Raw genomic sequence first — 19,838 nt, forward strand, 5'->3', positions numbered from 1 at the left:
ACCAGATCGAATTGATTGAAAACATGAATTAAGAGGAGGAACCGGATTGTGAAAAAGAGAATAGTGACATTAAGTCTTACAGCTATATTGGGGACAAGCGGGGTATTTGTACCGCTGAGCAAAAGCGCTTATGCGTCATCCTTTGAGGAGAAAAAAGCAAGAATTCAAAATGAGCGGTCCAATGTTCAATCGAATATAGAGAGCAAGAAAAGTGAAGTAAAAGAATTAGAGACAAAACAAAATCAACTTAATCAAGAGATTAAAAAGTTAGATGAAAAATTGCTGGATACTGGTGAAAAAATCGAAGAGAAAGAGAATGAAATCAAGAAAACTAAAACTGAAATTGAACAGTTGAAAAAACAAATTGCTGAAGTAAAAAAACGGATTGAAAAGCGGAATGAACTGTTAAAAGAACGGGCAAAATCCTTGCAGGAAGCCGGAGGTACAATCAGCTATCTCGACGTTATCTTAGGTGCGAAAAGCTTCAATGATTTTGTAACTCGTATAAGCGCTGTTACAACGATCGTTGATGCGGATCAAAAAATTATTGAAGAGCATGAAAGAGATATGAAACTGAAAGAGGAAGCGGAGGCGAAATTAAACAAGCAGCTGTCCTCTTTGGAAGAAGCTTTATCTGAATTGGCTTCATTGAAACAAGAGTTAGATAAGCAAATTGATGAAAAAGATAAATTGTTGGCGCAATTGGAAGCGGAACATGGCCAGGCAATGGATCAATTAGAAGATTTGGTGCATCAAGATGCTATGCTGGAAAAGCAGCAAAAAATGATTGAACAACAGCAGCAAGAATTTTTAAAAAGACTAGAAGAAGAAAAGGCTAGACAGGCTCAAGCTTCACAATCTGCTTCTAAATCAAGCGATAAAGCTGCTGCTTCAAGCGATGGCGGATCTTCACCAGAACCATCTGTATCATCAGCTGCAGGAAGCGGATCATTTATCTGGCCGGCTTCAGGTGTTCTTACCTCTAAAATGGGTATGAGATGGGGCGAGTTACATGCAGGAATTGATATTGCGAAACGGGGAACGGTTCCAGTTTACGCTTCTGCTGGCGGCACGGTTAGTTATGCTGGACAAATGAACGGCTACGGCAATGTGATTATGATCATCCATAATATTAACGGTAAAACGTATACTACACTTTACGGGCATTTGAGAAGCATTAACGTTTCAAGTGGTCAAAAAGTGAGCCAAGGTCAGTTTATTGGATATATGGGAAATACAGGAAGATCAACAGGACAGCACTTGCATTTTGAAGTACATAACGGAACATGGCGGGGCAAATCCAGCGCGATCAATCCTTTAAGCGTTCTTCCATAAAAATTTATTAACAATGCACAATAAGCTCTTAAGGGAAGAAGAGTTTGTTGTGCATTGTTATTTTTTTATAAATTGCAAAACAGTTTTCTTCTGATCGTGTTTCATCGATGCAAAAAATAGAGGAAACGGGAGATTACATCAAGCTTCAATGGATTGATTTTCACAATAATTCTTTTTCATGTAGTGATAGATAATTACAAAAAATATAGTTTCTCCTCTCGTATGATTATGCCGGTGTAGGCAGTTTGCTTGACTAAAAGAAAAGGAAAGCGTTTCATGAGAACAAAACACCTTACCCATTTTCAAAGCAAAGATGACCGTTGGCTGATTTTCTGTTTTCTTGATGGAACCTGGCTAGAAGCGGTCAAATTCTTGTCAAAGGGCGGTATATTAAGTTTTTTTGAATTGCTTTTCCTTTTCCTGTAATCCGCACATGATTTGTACAAGCTTTGCATACGCTATAAATAATTCGGATTGTTGGAAAGGAAGGCAAAAACATATGAAACAAATAATAAAATTGATTACAGTGTTTTGGATAGTGACCAGTTCCATCGTCGTTTTGGATGTGCACGGTCATGCTGAAAATAATGAATCGCTGGAAAATAAAACAATTGCTGCATCTGCGCAAAGTGCAGATGAAACCATTCCAGGATTGGAGAAATTTATAAAAACGTATGAATTAATTTCTGAAAAATATGTCCATCCAGTCGACAAAAAACGTCTCCTAGAAGGTGCCATTCAAGGGATGCTATCTTCTTTAGGCGATCCATACTCAGTCTATATGGATAAAGAAACTGTTAGACAATTTACAGAGTCACTTGATTCTTCATTTGAAGGAATCGGTGCCGAAATCGGGATGAACAACGGCAAAATAACCATTATTTCACCATTTAAAAATTCGCCGGCGGAAAAAGCGGGCTTAAAGCCAAATGATGAAATTGTGAAAATTGATGGTAAAACAGTTTCCAGTTCAGATCTTCATGATGCAGTACTGAAAATCAGAGGAGAAAAAGGAACAACCGTCAAACTTACGATACGCCGCCCTGGAAGTAAAGATTTATTGTTTTTTGAAGTAAAGCGGGATGAGATTCCGATTGAAACAGTGTTCAGCTCCGAAATCAATAAAAATGGCAAGCGGTTAGGCGTCTTGCATATTACTTCATTTTCTGAAAGGACAGCTGATGACTTTAAACAAAAGCTAAAAATGTTAGAAAAAAAGAAAATTAACGGTCTAGTCATCGATGTTCGCGGCAATCCGGGGGGATATTTGCAGGCTGTAGAGCAAATTTTGCAGCAGCTCGTCCCTAATCATGCACCATATATTCAAATAGAAAAGAGAGACGGAAAAAGGGAGATGTATTATTCAACATTAAAAGAAAAGAAGCATTATCCTATTGCAGTCTTAATTGACAACGGCAGCGCATCTGCTTCGGAAATTTTGGCAGCTGCGTTGAAAGAAGCAGGAGGGTATGCCATTGTCGGCGAAAAATCCTTTGGAAAGGGAACAGTTCAGCAAACAATACCGCTGGATGATGGAAGCAACATAAAGCTGACGTTATACAAATGGTTGACTCCTAAAGGAAATTGGATTCATGAAAAAGGTGTGGAACCAACGGTAAAAATATCGCAGCCGGATTATTTTAAAGCTGGACCGCTCGATATTTTACAGCCATTAAAAAAAGAGATGAATAATGAACAAGTTCGCATTGCACAAATATTATTATCAGGATTAGGTTATGATCCTGGGAGAAAAGACGGTTATTTCAGTTTAGAAACCGAGCTGGCTGTAAAGGCGTTTCAAAAAATGAACGGTTTATCCGTGACGGGGAAAGTGGATCAAAAAACAGCTATAAAAATGAATGAATTGATCACAAAAGAAACTCGTTCAAAACAAAATGACTTGCAGCTGCAAACTGCTATTTCACTATTAGCACGATCTTCTTAAGTATTGGAAAAATACGGCAGCTTTTATTTTGCATTTTGTTTAAGGGGCTGTCTAATAAGTCGTTTTTACGGCTTATTGACGCCCCCTTTAATGTTTTAGAAACGTTGATATATCGATGTTTATGATTTTTTGTTTTCAATAGGGATTTCACTTTATGGACAGCCTCTAAATGAGATTTCGCTTCCTTGTGCAGGCTTTTCAGTTGAGAAAATTTCTGCTTTCATATCGTAGTGAAATTTACAATTATACAGAGGATGGACGCAGCTTTATGACAATATGGCTGCGTTTTCTTTTAAATCATCGGGAAGTGACAGAGCGGCATTGTTAAGTGGCTGTTTCCTTGCTCAATTTTTTGATCAATTTGCTGCAAGTCTGATTCATTCAGTTTTTTAGAAAAAAGCGGTATGAAGCCAAAAAAGCCGCTGCTCCATGAATTTGGTCAATCGGCCTTTTTGCCTATTTCCAGTTTTTTATATGACGTTCTAGCTTCTTTTTTAAAAGATTTGATAAAATAGAGGAAAGTCTCATATGATTCGTAAAAGGGGTGGGCCGTTTGGTTGGACAATGGCTTTTAGAATTGCTTTTCAGCATAGGCCGTTTTTTCTTGCATCCGCTTTTGTATTTCTTTCTCATTTATTCCTTTTTAAATGGATATTGGCGGGTTAGAAGAGAACGAAAATCTTTTCATGTGCGCGTATATGATGTGTTTGACGATATTCGTTTTACTTATACGAAGGGAATTATCGCTGGCCTTATCCTTTCTGTTCTTTTCATGCTTCTAGGACTGTGGATTCCATTCGGAACACTCGTTTTATTGACTATTTGGCTGCTGGCTGTTAGTTTAACTTTTCAGCCGCGTTTTTTGTCATCAAGTATCTCATTGGGCGGAACGATTTTTTTAACAGCTTTATTAAATGGAGTGGCAGATCAATCTCCTTGGATCGATGAATTTTTTGTGAGCCTTGATAAAACAAACTACAGCGTCTTGTCGCTATTTTTGAGCTTTTTGCTTATTTGTGAAGGGATTCTCATCTATCGAACAGCACATTACCATACATCCCCATTTATCATAAAAAGCAAGAGAGGAATGCCGATTGGGAATCATGTAGCGAACAGAACATGGATGATTCCGTTAATGCTTTTAGTTCCAGGCGGTTCATTGGAATCTCCTTTTTCTTGGTGGCCAATTATTTCTTTAAATGGTGAACCATTTATGCTCGTGATGATTCCGTATTTTGTCGGTTTTTATCAAAGAATTCAAGGGTCTTTGCCAAAGGAAAGCATTCAAGTAACAGGCCGGCGCATTTCGATTCTTGGAATTATTTCTCTTGTTGTTGCTGCTGCTTCGTTGTGGGCTCCATTTCTGTCGTTTGTTGCCGCGGCTCTAGCATTGATAGGAAAGGGATTAATAACTGTAAAACAAAGGATGAATGATAATTCGGCCGCTTTTTATTTCTCGAAACAAGATTATGGACTGGTCGTATTAGGCACGCTTCCTCAATCCCCGGGAGAGAAAATGGGAATAAAAGCGGGAGAAGTTATAACAAAGGTGAATGGAAAAAATGTAAAAACAACGTACGAATTTTACGAAGCACTGCAGATAAGCAGGACGCATTGTAAGTTGGAGGTACTAGGACATAACAAAGAAATCCGTTTTGTCCAACGCGCCTTATACGAAGGGGAGCATCATGAACTCGGCTTGCTCTTTGTGCAAGGTGAGAAGTGGAAGTCAGAAGCCTCTTAACCGGTATGAATGGTTCATAATCAACCGGAATAGCGACATAATTTTTAGGGATAGGCCATAATTCTTCGGAATGAGTTTCATTTTTTTTCCGGAACGATAAAGGTATATTTTCTCTATCACATCAAACCACTTAGTCAATGATTGGCTAAGTGTTTTTTACGTCAAAAAATGTTATAGCTAGCAGAATTAGGCTCGAGAAATTATTGTACAAAGGAACTGACATTGTTCAATAATATTTGAAGCCTTTCAGTAAATATGTCTAATCATGAAAATAGCCGCGGCTAGAAAAACTCTAGCTAAACATTGCAAGCACCTTCAATGGTTTAAAATATCATTTATCAAGTACTCTGCATCGGCGCCCACCCCTCCGATAAGAGCGGAGCCTCTCCGATATTGCCAAGGCAATCCTAAGAAGTACAATCCTTTCACAGGAGTAACCCCTCTTTGGTGAACGGGCTTTCCTCTATGATCTAAAACATTAGGAATTTGTATCCAGCTGTAATCAAAATAAAATCCGGTTGCCCAAATGACATTTTGAACTTGAATTTGACTGTTATCTGCAAAAGAGATAACATCTCCTGAAACACTCTCTGTTTTAGGCTTCATTTTTATTTTGCCTTCTTGTAGTAAATGTTTCAGCTCTCTACCGAAAATAGGATCGCTTTGTTTACTGATCAACCTGCCTAACGGGCTATTGATATGGACGTCTAATAAACCTATTTTTTGAAACCACCAGAAAATACTTTTCCCCATAATTTCAAGTGGAAGAAATCTCATTTTATGACCTACTGATAAATAAACTTCTCTGTCTTCGGACAATTCAACTGCAATTTGCGCTCCAGAATTTCCTGCACCGACTACTAAAACAGAGCCATCTTGCAATTGAGATGGATTCAAATAGGCGGATGTATGCACTTGATACACTTGATCGTATAAGCTTTCGGCAAATGGTGGAAGATAAGGCTTTTGAAAAGGCCCTGTTGCTATAACCACTTTATTTGCCATATATCTCCTATGGTTGGTTGTCACTTTAAAAATCTCATTTTCTTTTTGAAGAGAAATGACTTCTGTATTCAGATGAATAGGCAATTCGAATTTTTGAGCATAATCCTCTAAATAATCGGCTATTTCATCCTTAGTTGGATATCCGTTCGGGTCACCCTTTAAGACCATTCCTGGCAAGGAGCTAAACGATCGAGGGGTAAAAAGCACTAAAGAATCGTAACGATTTCTCCAAACATCTCCGATTCGATTTTCCTTGCCGACAATGGCAAATAATATATCGTGTTGCTTTAGATAATACCCCATCGCTAATCCTGCTTGGCCAGCACCGATTACAAGAACATCAACATTTTGTTCCATTTCAATCAACTCCGAAAAAAGCTAGACTTTCATTTTTCCATGATGGATTTGAGAGGTTTCAATTTGAATGGTTGTATGCAAAATCTTAAATTTTTCTTCAATCATGTGAATGGCAGCTTGTAACACCTTTTGACTGTCATGATGATCTTCAATTAAAATATGGCAGCTTAGTGAATCTAAACCTGATGTAATCGTCCAAATATGCAGGTCGTGAACATCCTTCACACCTTCAATACTTTTTAAGGCTTTCTTCACTTCATTTTGATCAATGGTAACGGGCGTTCCTTCCATCAAAATGTGTATGCTATGCTTCAAAACTCCCCAAGCGCCTTTTAATATTAATAAAGCAACTAAAATGGAAATAATAGGGTCTGCTATATACCAGTCAAAGAGCCACATGATGAATCCTGCAGCAATGGCTCCGACAGAGCCTAATGCATCGCCGATAACGTGAAGATAAGCGCTGCGAACATTGACATTATGTTTCACATCACCTTTTCTCATTAACACCCAGGCACTTAAAAGATTAGCAAAAAGACCAATAGACGCAATCAACATCATCGAGCCGCTTGCTACAGTCGGCGGATTGAAAAAACGCTGAACAGCTTCCCAAATGATAAATCCAGCGATAACAAATAAGGTAACTCCATTAAACAAAGCGGCTAAAATTTCAAAACGAAAAAAGCCATACGTTTTATTTGGGGAGGCTGGTTTGGCCGCAAACCATATAGCAATTAAGCTAAGAGCAAGCGAACTGGCGTCACTAAGCATATGTCCAGAGTCAGAAAGAAGGGCCAGACTGTTTGTCATTAACCCCCCGAAAAACTCTAACAGCAAAATTCCAACAGTAATGAGCAATGCAAATATAAGTCCTTTTTTATTGTTTTCCCTGTTAAAGTCGTGATGATGGTCGTGAGAGTGGTGATGGCTGTTCATGGTCCAATGCCTCCTTACTGATGTTCAGAATGATCAATGGCTTGTTTTAATAATGAAAAAACGTGTTCGTCATTACAGGAGTAAATCAGTGTTTTTCCTTCACGGCGATACTTAATAAGTCTAAGATTTCGCAATATACTAAGCTGATGGGAAACTGCTGATTGAGACATTTCCAACACTTCGGCAATATGATTTACGCTGCACTCTTCTTGTGATAACAAATAAAGAATTTTAATTCGTGTAGGATCGGCTAACAACTTAAATATTTGCGATATATGTTCAATTGTTTCAGGTTTTAAGAAAGAATGATCTTCCGTCTTCATTCATAATTCCCTCGTTATTTTATTATATATGAGCATATGTTCATATTTTATTGTATTTTGCATTCTGTTTTTTGTCAAGTTTAGGAAATCTGTTTAACAGTACATAATGAGGAGGGAACCTTTCAGATTGGAAATACGGTCAACTAGTTCTGAGGCATTTTCAGCGGGCTTAAGAAATCTAAGAGCTCTTTAAAAGTGACATTAGCAATGAGATAAATGAAGCAGTTTTTAAAAGATGATTGCCTCAAAGTAGATTGCAGCTGGAGAGAATGTTCTAAATTGATCGTATAAAGACATTTCAGGGTACTTGCGAGCAATCATTGAGAAGTCGATTCATCTATCTTTTTGAGAAGCTGCCAAGCATGGAAATTGAGCATTTCAATATGTTTATTTTAATTATTGACTAGCAGAAGATAACCTCTCGTTCTTGAACAGCCTTGCCTAAACGTTAACTTGGTTAATTCACGCTGTCGGCTAGCCTTCATACAGGAACGGGTGAAGCCGGGCATGAATAGCAGCTTCTGCCAGATCAAAAAATGTCGGAAAAGGGCATACTTTGTCCGGTTTAGCCGTAAAGGAATCCCTCTTATGGTAGACAGGTCTACATAAGAGGGATCATATCAAATGAAACCTGAAGGATCTTTGTGTCAGCAGATCTAATTTTACAAGAACAAGCCGCCAATGGCGCCCGTTAAGACGATGATCCATGGAGCTATCTTCCAATAAGCGAGCATACTGAATAAAATAGCAGCAAAAGCAAAATCAATCGGACGATTAATGGAGCTTATCCAGATCGGATCATAAAAAGCGGCAATTAAAATTCCGACGACAGCAGCTTGTATGCCCATTAACGCACCATTAATCTTTGAATTGCTTCGAAGCTTTCCCCAAAACGGTAATGTACCAAAAATGAGCAGAATTGCCGGAAGAAAGATGGCGCAAGTTGCAACGAATCCCCCAGCCCATCCATTCATGACCGTCCCAATATAAGAAGCAAATGTAAACAAAGGACCAGGAACTGCCTGTGCTGCTCCGTAACCAGCCAAAAATTCTTTTTCTGTTAACATTCCTGTTGGAACAAATTCCTGTTCAAGCAGCGGGAGCACCACATGTCCTCCCCCAAATACGAGAGATCCAGAGCGGTAAAAGCTGTCGAACAAGCCGATCCAGTAAGAAGAAGTCCACACTTTTAATAAAGGAAGGAAAAGGAGAAGCCCGAAAAATAACAATAAACAGCTTGCGGCAAATCGTGTTGAAATCGGCACCTGCAACGAAGTCTGGGTGTCTTCTTCTACTTTTTTATATAATAAAAATCCAATAAAAGCTGCTAGCAACATGACGACAACTTGGGAAAAAGCATGTTGCCATAATAAAGTAACGACTAGCGCGCCTAATGCGATGGCTTTTCTCCCTCGGTCAGGGGCAAGTTTTTGTGCCATTCCAATAACAGCATGGGCGACTACAACAGCAGCAACAATCTTTAAGCCGTGAATCCAGCCGGCATCAACAATATGTAACTCTTTAAGAATAAGAGCAAAGATCATCAGTGCGATTGCAGACGGAAACGTAAAGCCGATAAAGGCGCAAAGTCCGCCTAATATTCCTCCCCGCATGAGACCGATGCCGATCCCGGCTTGGCTGCTGGCAGGTCCGGGTAAAAAATGGCATAAAGCAACCAAATCTGCATAGCTCTTTTCATCCAACCATTTTCTTCTCCGAATATATTCTTCATGAAAATATCCTAAATGGGCGATTGGTCCCCCAAATGAGGTCAATCCAAGCTTTGTGGAAATGGCAAATATCTCGAACAGCGTTTTCCATTTTGATTCCTTCATGCTATCCCCCACCTTCATTATGTATTTCTTTAAAAAGCTCGTACGCTTTCGTCCGGGCTTCTTTCAGAACGGCTTTCCCTTTCTGTGTAGTTGTATAATATTTTCGTATTTTTCCTTCTACATTTTGTTCTGTTTTTTCTAACAGTCCGTCCTTTTCCATTGCGTGGAGAATCGGATAAAGAGTCCCTGCACTTATGTTGTAGCCATGACTTTTCAGTTCCTCAAGCATCCACAAGCCGAATATAGGATGTTCGCTTGCATGATGTAAAATATGAATATGTATAAAACCGAGAAAAAGCTTGCGCAACACTTTATCTTCCATTTTTACCCCCCCATTTTGAGAATCGATATCGAATTTCGATAACATTAATATTGTAAGGTTATTCATATGTACATGTCAAAATTATATTTACGAAAATATTTGACAATTGAATTGTCTTTTCATAAAATGGACATATAAAATATGAACACTTATTCATATAAACACATATACTGTATACTGCAATGTGTACTCTATTTCATTGGAGGATTAGAGAATGATTCAGTATCGGGTAAAGGGATTGTCTTGTGCAAATTGCGCAAAGAATCTGGAAGAGGAAATCCAAAAGCTTGAATATGGGGAAAATGCAAAATTAAATTTTCAATCTAGCAAACTGTATGTCAATGAAGAAATTAATATTGCTAAAGTCAAAAAAATTTTAGCATCGGATGGGGCCTATATTGAGGAAGAAAATAAACATGAAGATACACATTCTTATTTATTGTGGCTCGTTTTGCTCTCGGTTTTAGCTTTTATAGCTGCTGTTGTGTTCGAAAAAACATTATCACCATCCGCCGCTGTTACAATGTATATAATTGCTACGGTGATCAGCGGATATAAAACATTTTTGAAAGGGGCCAAAAACCTCGTTCGATTGAAATTTAATATTGACACCCTTATGACAATTGCTTTGATTGGAGCTTTTGGCATTGGAGAGTGGAAGGAAGGTGCTGTTGTTGCCATTTTATTTGGAGTGAACGAATATTTAGAGGGCTTGGGAATGGAAAAGGCCCGTCGTTCTATCGAATCGCTTTTAGAAGTTGCGCCGAATGAAGCTACGATTGTTATAGATGGCCAGGAAAAGAAAGTTTCCATTCATGACATCAAGGCAGGGGATATTGTTCTTGTCAAAGCCGGTGAAAAAATTCCATCGGATGGGATAGTGGTGGAAGGGAAAAGCTCAGTTAATGAAGCGGCCATTACTGGAGAATCTCTCCCTGTTGAAAAGGAAGCAAAAGATGAAGTGTTTGGCGGAAGCATTAATAATGAAGGAATTTTGAAAGTTCGGATAACAAAGCCTTACGAAGAATCGTCTCTAGCGAAAATTTTGCATTTAGTTGAAGAAGCGCAGGAAACAAAAACGCCGACTGAGCAATTCATTAATAAGTTTGCGAAATATTATACTCCTTTGATCATGCTTATCTCTCTTGTCGTTATTTTTATTCCGCCGCTTTTCTTAGGAGTTGATTGGAGAACATCTTTATATCAAGGATTGGCAGTGTTAATTGTCGGCTGTCCATGTGCATTAGTTTTATCCTCTCCCATTGCTATCGTTTCAGGAATCACGAGAAATGCACGCAAAGGCATTCTTGTAAAAGGCGGGGTTTATTTAGAGCAATTAGGGAAAATTGGAATAATAGCTTTTGATAAAACAGGAACACTGACAAAAGGGGAGCCCTATGTAGAGAAGTTTGTAGAATATGATCCTTCTTTTTGGAGCATCATCGGATCAATTGAAAAATCCTCTACTCATCCGATCGCTAAAGCCATTATGAAAAAAATAGATGAGTTAAACGTTTCCCTTTTGGAGGCTCACTCCGTTGTTGCAACATCAGGTGAGGGAATAAAAGCGGAGATAGACGGGAAGGAATACCGTGTCGGCAATGAAAAAACGATTCAACATCTTTCGCTCAGCGAAAATGTAAAGGAAGACATAAAGGCCTTTAAACAGGAAGGACTAACAATCGTTTTGGTTTCAGATGACAAAAACGTTCTCGGTATGGTCGGTATAGCGGATGAAATTCGACAGGAAAGCAGCCAGGTGATCCGCATGCTTCACCGAACAGGTGTGAAGAGAACTGTCATGTTGACAGGAGACCACGAAAAAACTGCTGAAAAAGTGGCGAAAAAGGTTGGTTTAAGTGAATATTTTGCAAACCTTCTGCCGGAAGAAAAGGTGGAAAAGGTAAAAGAGCTGTCTCTCTCAGGAAAAACGGCAATGATCGGAGATGGTATTAATGATGCGCCTGCGCTCGCAGCTGCTGATTTAGGCATTGCAATGGGAAAAGGAACAGACAGCGCAATTGAAACGGCTGATATCGTTTTAATGCAAGATCATTTAGGAAAGCTGCCTGATGCTATTTCAACTGCCAAAAAAGTGAACAGAATCATCAAGTTAAACATCGGGATTGCTCTAGGTTTAAAAGCCGCTGCACTGCTGCTGACGATTCCAGGCTGGCTTACGCTTTGGATAGCCATTCTGTCGGATATGGGGGCGACTGTTTTAGTGACCCTCATTAGTTTAACGATTTTATGGGAACGAAATAAAAAACTTCTAAATGAGGCTTTCAGCTAATGGCTGATCGCCTTTTTTCTTGCATTTTTTAATATTTCTCTTCCATAAACATATGACATTTATTATAATCTTATTAATTTGACAACCTGCCGCTAATGAAAAATTGGACATAACATTATGGACAAAATCATGGGAGGAATTGTGAAATGCTTTTAGGTGCAATTGAAGCGGGCGGAACAAAATTTGTCTGCGGAATTGGAGATGAAAACGGAAATATTATCGAGCGGACTTCTTTTCCGACGACAACGCCTGATGAAGTGCTTGAACAAGTGGTCAAATTTTTTCGGGATAAAGATATTAAAGCACTTGGAATTGGTTCATTCGGTCCGATTGATTTAGATCGCACAAGCGAAACATTCGGATACATAACATCTACTCCGAAGCTACAGTGGGCGAATACAAATCTTGTCGGAGCGATAAAAAAAGAATTCCCTATTCCAATTGGCTTTGATACAGACGTCAATGCAGCAGCGCTCGGGGAAATGAAATGGGGGGCTGCGAAAGGTCTGAATAGCTGCATTTATATGACGATCGGTACCGGGATCGGAGTCGGTGCCATCTCTGAAGGACATCTAGTACACGGGCTAATCCATCCGGAAATGGGGCATATGCTTGTTCGGCGCCATCCTGAAGATTCGTTTGCCGGCAATTGTCCGTATCACAAAGATTGTTTGGAAGGAATGGCATCCGGTCCTGCTATAGAAAAACGCTGGGGAAAAAAGGGGCAAGAATTAGAAAAAAATGAGAAAGTATGGGATTTGGAAGCGTACTATATTGCACAAGGAATTGCCAACCTTATACTCGTTTTATCGCCTAAAAAAATAATAATTGGCGGCGGAGTCGCCAAACAAAAGCAATTGTTCCCCCTTATACATCAAAATGTTCAAGCTTTATTAAACGGTTATGTTCGCCATGAAGTGGTGCTAGAAAACATTGCAGATTATATTGTTCCGCCCGGATTAGGGGATAATGCGGGACTTTGCGGAGCAATCGGTTTAGCATATGAGGCGTTTTTGGAGAATAATCAAAAATAAAGCTCAAGAACATTTATCGGCAAATAATCGTTACAGATAACCCAAGCCATAAAATAAAATCAGGCATACAAAAAATGTGTACAAGAAAAGGAAACTTTCAAGAATGCAGTTAAGAACCAAAAAGAATTAGATAAAGCTAAAACTAATGCTAAAGAGAATTGATCCAAGATATTGCTCGGTGACCTAACAGCTCTTTATGTTACAGCTGAGATGATTAAGTTTAGGTGGCTGGAAGCATTCATTTTTTGATAAGTGGAGTTCAGGAGTATTGCAATGTATATGCTGAAACAAAACGAATATTGAAAAATATTTTTTAATCTTTAAACAATTATTAAACATCTCTACATTTAGAGGGAGAATCAATTAAATTATATATCTTAAAAAAGACAAATTAGACTTAGGGATTTAGAAATTTATTTATTATTTAAAAACAGTATGTCTATGGGATATCTTATTATCGGGGATTAAGAAGACCTTTATAAATACATGAATGAAGAGGATATTCAACAATTTCAAAATGTAATAAAAATCTATGTATTGTCAGATGATCAGTTAAATGAAGAAGATGCAGATATTTTTAGAGAGTTTGCAATGGATTTAGTTGATGGTAAAGATTTTTGTGCATTAATACTGGATTTTCATGTAAATGGAGAATTGTTTGAAAATCTACCACTAGATCTTAAGGTGGAAGATTATCAAAAAATATTACATGCAGTAAATTCTGAATACGATATTTCATATGTAAATTTAGATCATTTGTTTTATCTATCTCAAGATTAAGAAAGAGTATCCAATAGTGAAAAAAGGCGGCTATTGGATGCTTTTTTATATGCTTAGGGGGTGACCGTAAGAAAAAAGTAAATATAGTATAAAAGTTGCTTTTATAAAGGCGAATTTTTTAGCCTATTCTTCATTATTGCATTTAAATATAATCATAAAGCTATTTCTATTCGTTTATTTTGACTTCATCGATTTCAACTATTTCCCCTGTATCCTAGGTTTTCTGACCGCTATACATCGCATTATTTTTTATTCTTTGCATTGGCTTATTTTTCCCTTCTCTTTTGTGGTTTTGCTTGAAAGCTTTTTGAGGGCTTCAATATAATAAATGTATAACCGTTGACGAAAAGAGGTTTTTTTATGATCAAGCTTGTGTTTGCCGCATTCGCCCCTTTTTTGCTTGTCTTATTTTTCACAAGAGTTACATATAGTCATGTCGTTGGGACATTGTTGACGGCTGGTTTATTAATTGCCTCTTATTTTGCAGGTCATATGGATACTATTTATATCGCCATTTTGGATGTAGCCAGCTTAGCAGCTGGTTTTATCGTTGCCAGAAGCATGAAAAAGGATAAGAAAACATCTACTTAAACCTGTTCAACACGATTGACAGGTTTTTATTGTCTATGAAAATCAAACGTCAGTTCGTATTTTTGGTGATTCAGCCTGATTATATGTTAAAATAAAATATAAGTTTCTGAATTGGAGGATGTTCCATGGATCGGTTTGAATTAGTTTCAAATTACCAGCCTCAAGGAGATCAGCCGAAAGCTATCAAAGAGCTGGTGGAGGGAATCAGGCAAGGAAAAAAACATCAGACATTGTTAGGTGCAACTGGAACTGGCAAAACGTTTACGATATCCAATGTGATTAAAGAAGTGAACAAACCGACGCTGGTCATTGCCCATAATAAAACGCTTGCCGGACAGCTGTATAGCGAGTTTAAAGAATTTTTCCCGAACAATGCAGTTGAATATTTTGTCAGCTATTATGACTATTATCAGCCGGAAGCGTATGTTCCGCAAACAGATACGTATATTGAAAAAGATGCGAGCATTAATGATGAAATTGATAAATTAAGACATTCGGCCACCTCTGCATTGTTTGAACGGAAAGATGTTATTATTATCGCAAGCGTTTCTTGCATATATGGTTTAGGTTCGCCAGAAGAATATCGTGAGCTGGTCGTTAGTCTTCGCACAGGAATGGAAATCGAGCGCAATGACTTGCTGCGCCGTTTAGTGGATGTGCAGTATGAAAGAAATGATGTAGATTTTCGCAGGGGAACTTTTCGCGTGCGCGGGGATGTAGTGGAAATTTTCCCTGCTTCGCGCGATGAACATTGTATCCGCGTGGAATTTTTCGGAGATGAAATCGACCGCATCCGTGAAGTTGATGCTCTGACAGGCGAAATTATTGGAGAGCGGGAGCATGTAGCGATTTTCCCGGCATCACACTTTGTGACAAGAGAAGAAAAAATGAAAATTGCCATTGCTAATATTGAAAAGGAGCTTGAGGAACGGCTGCATGAACTGCGGGAGAATGGAAAGCTTTTGGAAGCGCAACGGCTCGAGCAACGGACAAGATATGATTTAGAAATGATGCGGGAGATGGGCTTTTGCTCCGGGATTGAAAACTACTCCCGTCATCTTACATTAAGACCGCCCGGTTCGACTCCTTATACGCTTTTAGATTATTTTGGAGATGATTTTTTGATCGTCATTGACGAGTCGCATGTGACGATTCCGCAAATCCGTGGGATGTACAACGGCGACCAGGCGAGAAAACAAGTGCTTGTCGATCATGGATTCCGTTTGCCTTCAGCACTTGACAACCGTCCGTTAAAATTTGAGGAATTTGAAAAGCATATGAAACATGTCATTTATGTTTCTGCCACCCCTGGGCCGTATGAGCTGGAGCATACGCCGGTTGTTGTTGAACAGATTATCCGCCCGACTGGACTTTTAGATCCAACCATTGACGTCCGACCTGTTGAAGGGCAAATAGACGATTTAATCGGCGAAATTCAAAAGCGGGTTAAACGGAATGAGCGGGTGCTTGTGACCACATTAACGAAAAAAATGGCGGAAGATTTAACGGATTATTTGCGGGAAATCGGGATTAAGGTGACATATCTCCATTCCGAAATTAAAACGCTCGAGCGCATTGAAATTATCCGCGACCTGCGCCTTGGCAAACATGAAGTGTTGGTCGGGATCAATTTGCTCAGGGAAGGGCTTGATATTCCGGAGGTCTCTCTCGTTGCAATTTTGGATGCAGATAAAGAAGGATTTCTTCGTTCGGAACGTTCTCTTATTCAAACAATCGGACGGGCGGCTCGGAACGCAAACGGGCATGTCATTATGTATGCTGATACAATCACAAAATCGATGGAAATCGCCATAAACGAAACAAAACGGCGTCGTGCGATTCAAGAGGAATATAACCGTCAACATGGCATTACGCCAAAAACGATTCAAAAAGATATTCGCGATGTAATTAGGGCGACATATGCAGCGGAAGAGGAAGCAGAATATAAAACGGAAAAGGCTGTGAAGCTGAACAAAATGTCGAAAAAAGATCGAGAACAACTGATAGCCCGTATGGAAAAAGAAATGAAAGAAGCTGCAAAAGCATTAGATTTCGAAAGAGCTGCTGAATTGCGCGATCTAATTTTGGAGCTGAAAGCGGAAGGATGATTGGATATGGCAATGGATAAAATTGTTGTAAAAGGTGCGCGCGCTCATAATTTAAAAAACATTGATGTCACGATTCCAAGAGACAAGCTTGTCGTTGTAACAGGTTTATCGGGATCGGGCAAATCTTCTTTAGCATTTGATACAATTTATGCAGAGGGACAGCGGCGATATGTGGAGTCTTTATCTGCCTATGCCCGCCAATTTTTAGGACAAATGGATAAACCTGATGTCGATGCGATCGAAGGCTTATCGCCGGCCATTTCGATTGATCAAAAAACGACAAGCAGAAATCCGCGTTCAACGGTCGGAACGGTGACAGAAATTTATGACTACCTACGGCTTCTTTTTGCCCGTGTCGGGCGGCCGACATGTCCGGTGCATGGGATAGAAATTTCTTCGCAAACAATCGAACAGATGGTTGACCGAATTATGGAATATCCGGAACGGACAAGACTGCAGGTTCTTGCGCCTGTTGTGGCTGGAAAAAAAGGAATGCATGTGAAAACATTGGAGGAAATAAAAAAGCAAGGGTTTGTCCGCGTGCGGATTGACGGAGAAATGATGGAGCTTACCGATGATATTTCTCTTGAAAAAAATAAAAAACATTCCATCGATGTCGTTGTGGATCGGCTGATCGTGAAAGAGGGGATTATAAGCCGGTTGACCGATTCGATTGAAACAGCTTTAAAATTAGGTGATGGAAAAGTCATAATTGACATCATCGATGGCGAAGAACTGCTTTTCAGTGAACATCATGCCTGCCCGATTTGCGGATTTTCGATTGGAGAGCTTGAACCGCGGATGTTTTCCTTTAACAGCCCGTACGGAGCTTGTCATGCATGTGACGGCTTAGGTTCAAAACTAGAGGTGGATTTGGATCTCGTTATTCCAAATAAAAACTCGACATTAAAGGAACACGCAATTGCACCGTGGGAGCCGACAAGCTCTCAATATTATTCGCAGCTTCTTCAAGCGGTTTGCAACCATTACGGTATTGATATGGACATTCCAGTTAAAGATATACCGAAACATCTGCTCGATAAAATTTTATTTGGAAGCGGCGGGGAAAAAATTTATTTTCGTTATGAGAACGATTTCGGACAAATCCGGGAAGGCTATGTAGAATTTGAAGGTGTGGTCCACAATATAGAACGGCGCTATAAAGAAACGACATCTGATTTCATACGTGAACAAATGGAAAAATATATGACGAATCAGCCGTGTCCGACATGCAAAGGGCATCGACTGAAAAAGGAAAGTCTGGCTGTTCTTATTAACGGACGCCATATCGGACAAGTCACTCAATTATCTATTCGTGAAGCCTATCAGTTTTTTGACCAATTGGCATTGACAGAAAAAGAAATGAAAATTGCCAATTTGATTTTAAGAGAAATAAAAGAACGGCTGAATTTTTTAATTGAGGTAGGTCTTGATTATTTAACATTAAGCAGATCAGCCGGTACGCTCTCTGGTGGAGAAGCGCAAAGAATCCGTCTTGCCACGCAAATCGGATCAAGACTGACAGGAGTACTTTATATATTGGACGAGCCGTCTATCGGTTTGCATCAACGGGACAATGACAGGCTGATCCGTGCTCTCCAAAATATGCGGGATATCGGCAATACGTTGATTGTAGTTGAACATGATGAAGATACGATGCTTGCAGCTGATTATTTGATCGATATTGGGCCGGGAGCTGGCGTGCACGGCGGTCAAGTTGTAGCTGCTGGTACACCAAAAGAAGTGATGAATGATGACCGTTCGCTTACAGGACAATATTTGTCAGGGAAAAAGTTCATTCCATTGCCGGTCGAAAGAAGAAAACCGGATGGTCGGTATATTGAAATAAAAGGAGCAAGCGAGAACAATTTAAAAAATGTAAATGTCAAATTTCCGTTAGGTGTATTTTTGGCAGTAACAGGTGTATCTGGTTCGGGGAAAAGTACGTTAGTCAATGAAATATTACAAAAAGGCTTGGCGCAAAAGCTGAATAACAGTAAAACAAAACCCGGTGCCTATAAAGAAATGAAAGGGATTGAACATCTCGATAAGGTCATCAGCATTGACCAATCTCCGATTGGAAGAACGCCGCGTTCAAATCCAGCTACGTATACCGGCGTATTTGACGATATTCGTGATGTGTTTGCAGCAACGAATGAAGCGAAAGTAAGAGGCTATAAAAAAGGACGCTTCAGTTTTAATGTGAAGGGCGGCCGCTGTGAAGCATGCCGAGGCGATGGAATCATTAAAATTGAAATGCATTTTCTTCCAGATGTATATGTTCCGTGTGAAGTATGCCACGGAAAAAGATATAACCGGGAAACTCTTGAAGTCACATATAAAGGAAAAAATATTGCGGATATTTTAGAAATGACTGTGGAAGACGCACTCCAGTTCTTTGAAAATATTCCAAAAATCAAACGGAAGCTGCAAACCATTTACGATGTAGGACTTGGTTATATGAAACTTGGTCAGCCGGCTACGACAATGTCCGGTGGGGAAGCACAACGGATAAAGCTTGCTTCAGAGCTGCATCGCAGATCTACTGGAAGATCGCTGTATATTTTAGATGAACCGACAACAGGGCTGCATGTTGACGATATTGCTAGGCTCTTGAAGGTTTTGCATCGGCTTGTTGAAAACGGAGATACAGTTCTTGTAATTGAGCATAACTTAGATGTGATTAAATCAGCTGACTATATCATCGACCTTGGACCAGAAGGCGGGGACGGCGGAGGAACAATCATTGCAACGGGTACCCCTGAAGAAGTGGCAGAAGCGAAACAGTCTTATACAGGAAAATATTTAAAACCGATTTTGGATCGGGATCGGGAGAGAATGAAAAATTTCATTTTGAAAAAAGAGGCAGCGGCAAACAGTTAAATAGGCTGTTGCCAGTCTCTTTTAAATGACGAAGAATGTTCCTGAAACGGATGGTTTTACTCCATCGGTTTTCAGGAGATGAGTTGTAGATTTTTACTAGCCCTTTCAGCGAAAAATCGAGGAAATACTGATTTTCTTTGATATATGAACATTTCGCATAAAACAGAGCTTGAGCCCTTTGTGTGACAAAGGGCTCTTTTTTTATAAACTGATGTTTCTCCTTTCATTCATTCAAATTCATCATTTTGAAGACTCAATGAATCGGATTTTCCGGCGTCTTAGTTATTGTGCTCACGATGTCTACAATTACCGAATGTATTGAATATCTTTGATGCATTGCTAATTCA

Annotated in this window: 14 protein-coding genes; 9 read left to right on the plus strand and 5 right to left on the minus strand. The window is 39.3% G+C overall.

The window, feature by feature from the left end; all coding sequences use genetic code 11:
- Positions 1 to 48: 48 nt before the first annotated feature.
- The 3 genes from NST97_RS16625 (at position 49) to NST97_RS16635 (ending at position 5,024) form a co-directional block, all read left to right on the plus strand.
- Positions 49 to 1,335: a murein hydrolase activator EnvC family protein gene (locus tag NST97_RS16625; RefSeq protein WP_340880965.1), complete on the plus strand. Its 1,287-nt coding sequence runs from the start codon at positions 49 to 51 to the stop codon at positions 1,333 to 1,335.
- Between the two features lie 499 nt (positions 1,336 to 1,834).
- Positions 1,835 to 3,280: a S41 family peptidase gene (locus tag NST97_RS16630; protein ID WP_066249831.1), complete on the plus strand. Its 1,446-nt coding sequence runs from the start codon at positions 1,835 to 1,837 to the stop codon at positions 3,278 to 3,280.
- Positions 3,281 to 3,833: 553 nt separating this feature from the next.
- Positions 3,834 to 5,024, plus strand: a complete 1,191-nt coding sequence (locus NST97_RS16635; RefSeq protein WP_341343488.1) for a PDZ domain-containing protein — start codon at positions 3,834 to 3,836, stop codon at positions 5,022 to 5,024.
- 315 nt (positions 5,025 to 5,339) lie between these two features.
- Here the strand turns inward: NST97_RS16635 and NST97_RS16640 are convergent, their stop codons facing one another.
- The 5 genes from NST97_RS16640 to NST97_RS16660 form a co-directional block, all read right to left on the minus strand.
- Positions 5,340 to 6,386: a flavin-containing monooxygenase gene (locus NST97_RS16640; RefSeq protein WP_339194348.1), complete on the minus strand. Its 1,047-nt coding sequence runs from the start codon at positions 6,384 to 6,386 to the stop codon at positions 5,340 to 5,342.
- A gap of 21 nt (positions 6,387 to 6,407) precedes the next feature.
- Positions 6,408 to 7,322, minus strand: a complete 915-nt coding sequence (locus NST97_RS16645; protein ID WP_341343489.1) for a cation diffusion facilitator family transporter — start codon at positions 7,320 to 7,322, stop codon at positions 6,408 to 6,410.
- Between the two features lie 14 nt (positions 7,323 to 7,336).
- A complete protein-coding gene (locus tag NST97_RS16650) occupies positions 7,337 to 7,645 on the minus strand; it encodes an ArsR/SmtB family transcription factor (RefSeq protein ID WP_341343490.1) in 309 nt (102 codons plus the stop codon).
- A gap of 662 nt (positions 7,646 to 8,307) precedes the next feature.
- Positions 8,308 to 9,480 carry a chromate efflux transporter gene (gene chrA, locus NST97_RS16655; protein WP_341343491.1) on the minus strand — a complete coding sequence of 391 codons (1,173 nt, stop codon included), beginning with the start codon at positions 9,478 to 9,480 and terminating at the stop codon, positions 8,308 to 8,310.
- Position 9,481: 1 nt separating this feature from the next.
- On the minus strand, positions 9,482 to 9,802 hold the full coding sequence (locus tag NST97_RS16660; RefSeq protein WP_063389188.1) for a PadR family transcriptional regulator: 321 nt from the start codon (positions 9,800 to 9,802) through the stop codon (positions 9,482 to 9,484).
- Positions 9,803 to 10,016: 214 nt separating this feature from the next.
- Here NST97_RS16660 and NST97_RS16665 point away from each other — a divergent pair, with 214 nt between their 5' ends.
- The 6 genes from NST97_RS16665 (at position 10,017) to uvrA (ending at position 19,491) form a co-directional block, all read left to right on the plus strand.
- Positions 10,017 to 12,095, plus strand: coding sequence for a heavy metal translocating P-type ATPase (locus NST97_RS16665; protein ID WP_340807120.1), 2,079 nt, complete (start codon positions 10,017 to 10,019; stop codon positions 12,093 to 12,095).
- 146 nt (positions 12,096 to 12,241) lie between these two features.
- On the plus strand, positions 12,242 to 13,129 hold the full coding sequence (locus NST97_RS16670) for an ROK family protein (RefSeq protein WP_340807118.1): 888 nt from the start codon (positions 12,242 to 12,244) through the stop codon (positions 13,127 to 13,129).
- Positions 13,130 to 13,615: 486 nt separating this feature from the next.
- Positions 13,616 to 13,909, plus strand: a complete 294-nt coding sequence (locus tag NST97_RS16675; RefSeq protein ID WP_341343492.1) for a hypothetical protein — start codon at positions 13,616 to 13,618, stop codon at positions 13,907 to 13,909.
- A 360-nt stretch (positions 13,910 to 14,269) separates the two neighbouring features.
- Positions 14,270 to 14,500 (plus strand): CsbA family protein, encoded by a 231-nt coding sequence (locus NST97_RS16680; RefSeq protein ID WP_341343493.1) that lies wholly within the window; start codon positions 14,270 to 14,272, stop codon positions 14,498 to 14,500.
- A 125-nt stretch (positions 14,501 to 14,625) separates the two neighbouring features.
- Positions 14,626 to 16,608, plus strand: a complete 1,983-nt coding sequence (gene uvrB, locus NST97_RS16685; RefSeq protein WP_340789727.1) for an excinuclease ABC subunit UvrB — start codon at positions 14,626 to 14,628, stop codon at positions 16,606 to 16,608.
- A gap of 6 nt (positions 16,609 to 16,614) precedes the next feature.
- A complete protein-coding gene (gene uvrA, locus NST97_RS16690) occupies positions 16,615 to 19,491 on the plus strand; it encodes an excinuclease ABC subunit UvrA (RefSeq protein WP_341343494.1) in 2,877 nt (958 codons plus the stop codon).
- Positions 19,492 to 19,838: the final 347 nt, after the last annotated feature.

It is taken from the genome of Aeribacillus sp. FSL K6-1305 (genome assembly GCF_038050115.1).
In the GTDB taxonomy this organism is placed as follows: domain Bacteria; phylum Bacillota; class Bacilli; order Bacillales; family Aeribacillaceae; genus Aeribacillus; species Aeribacillus composti.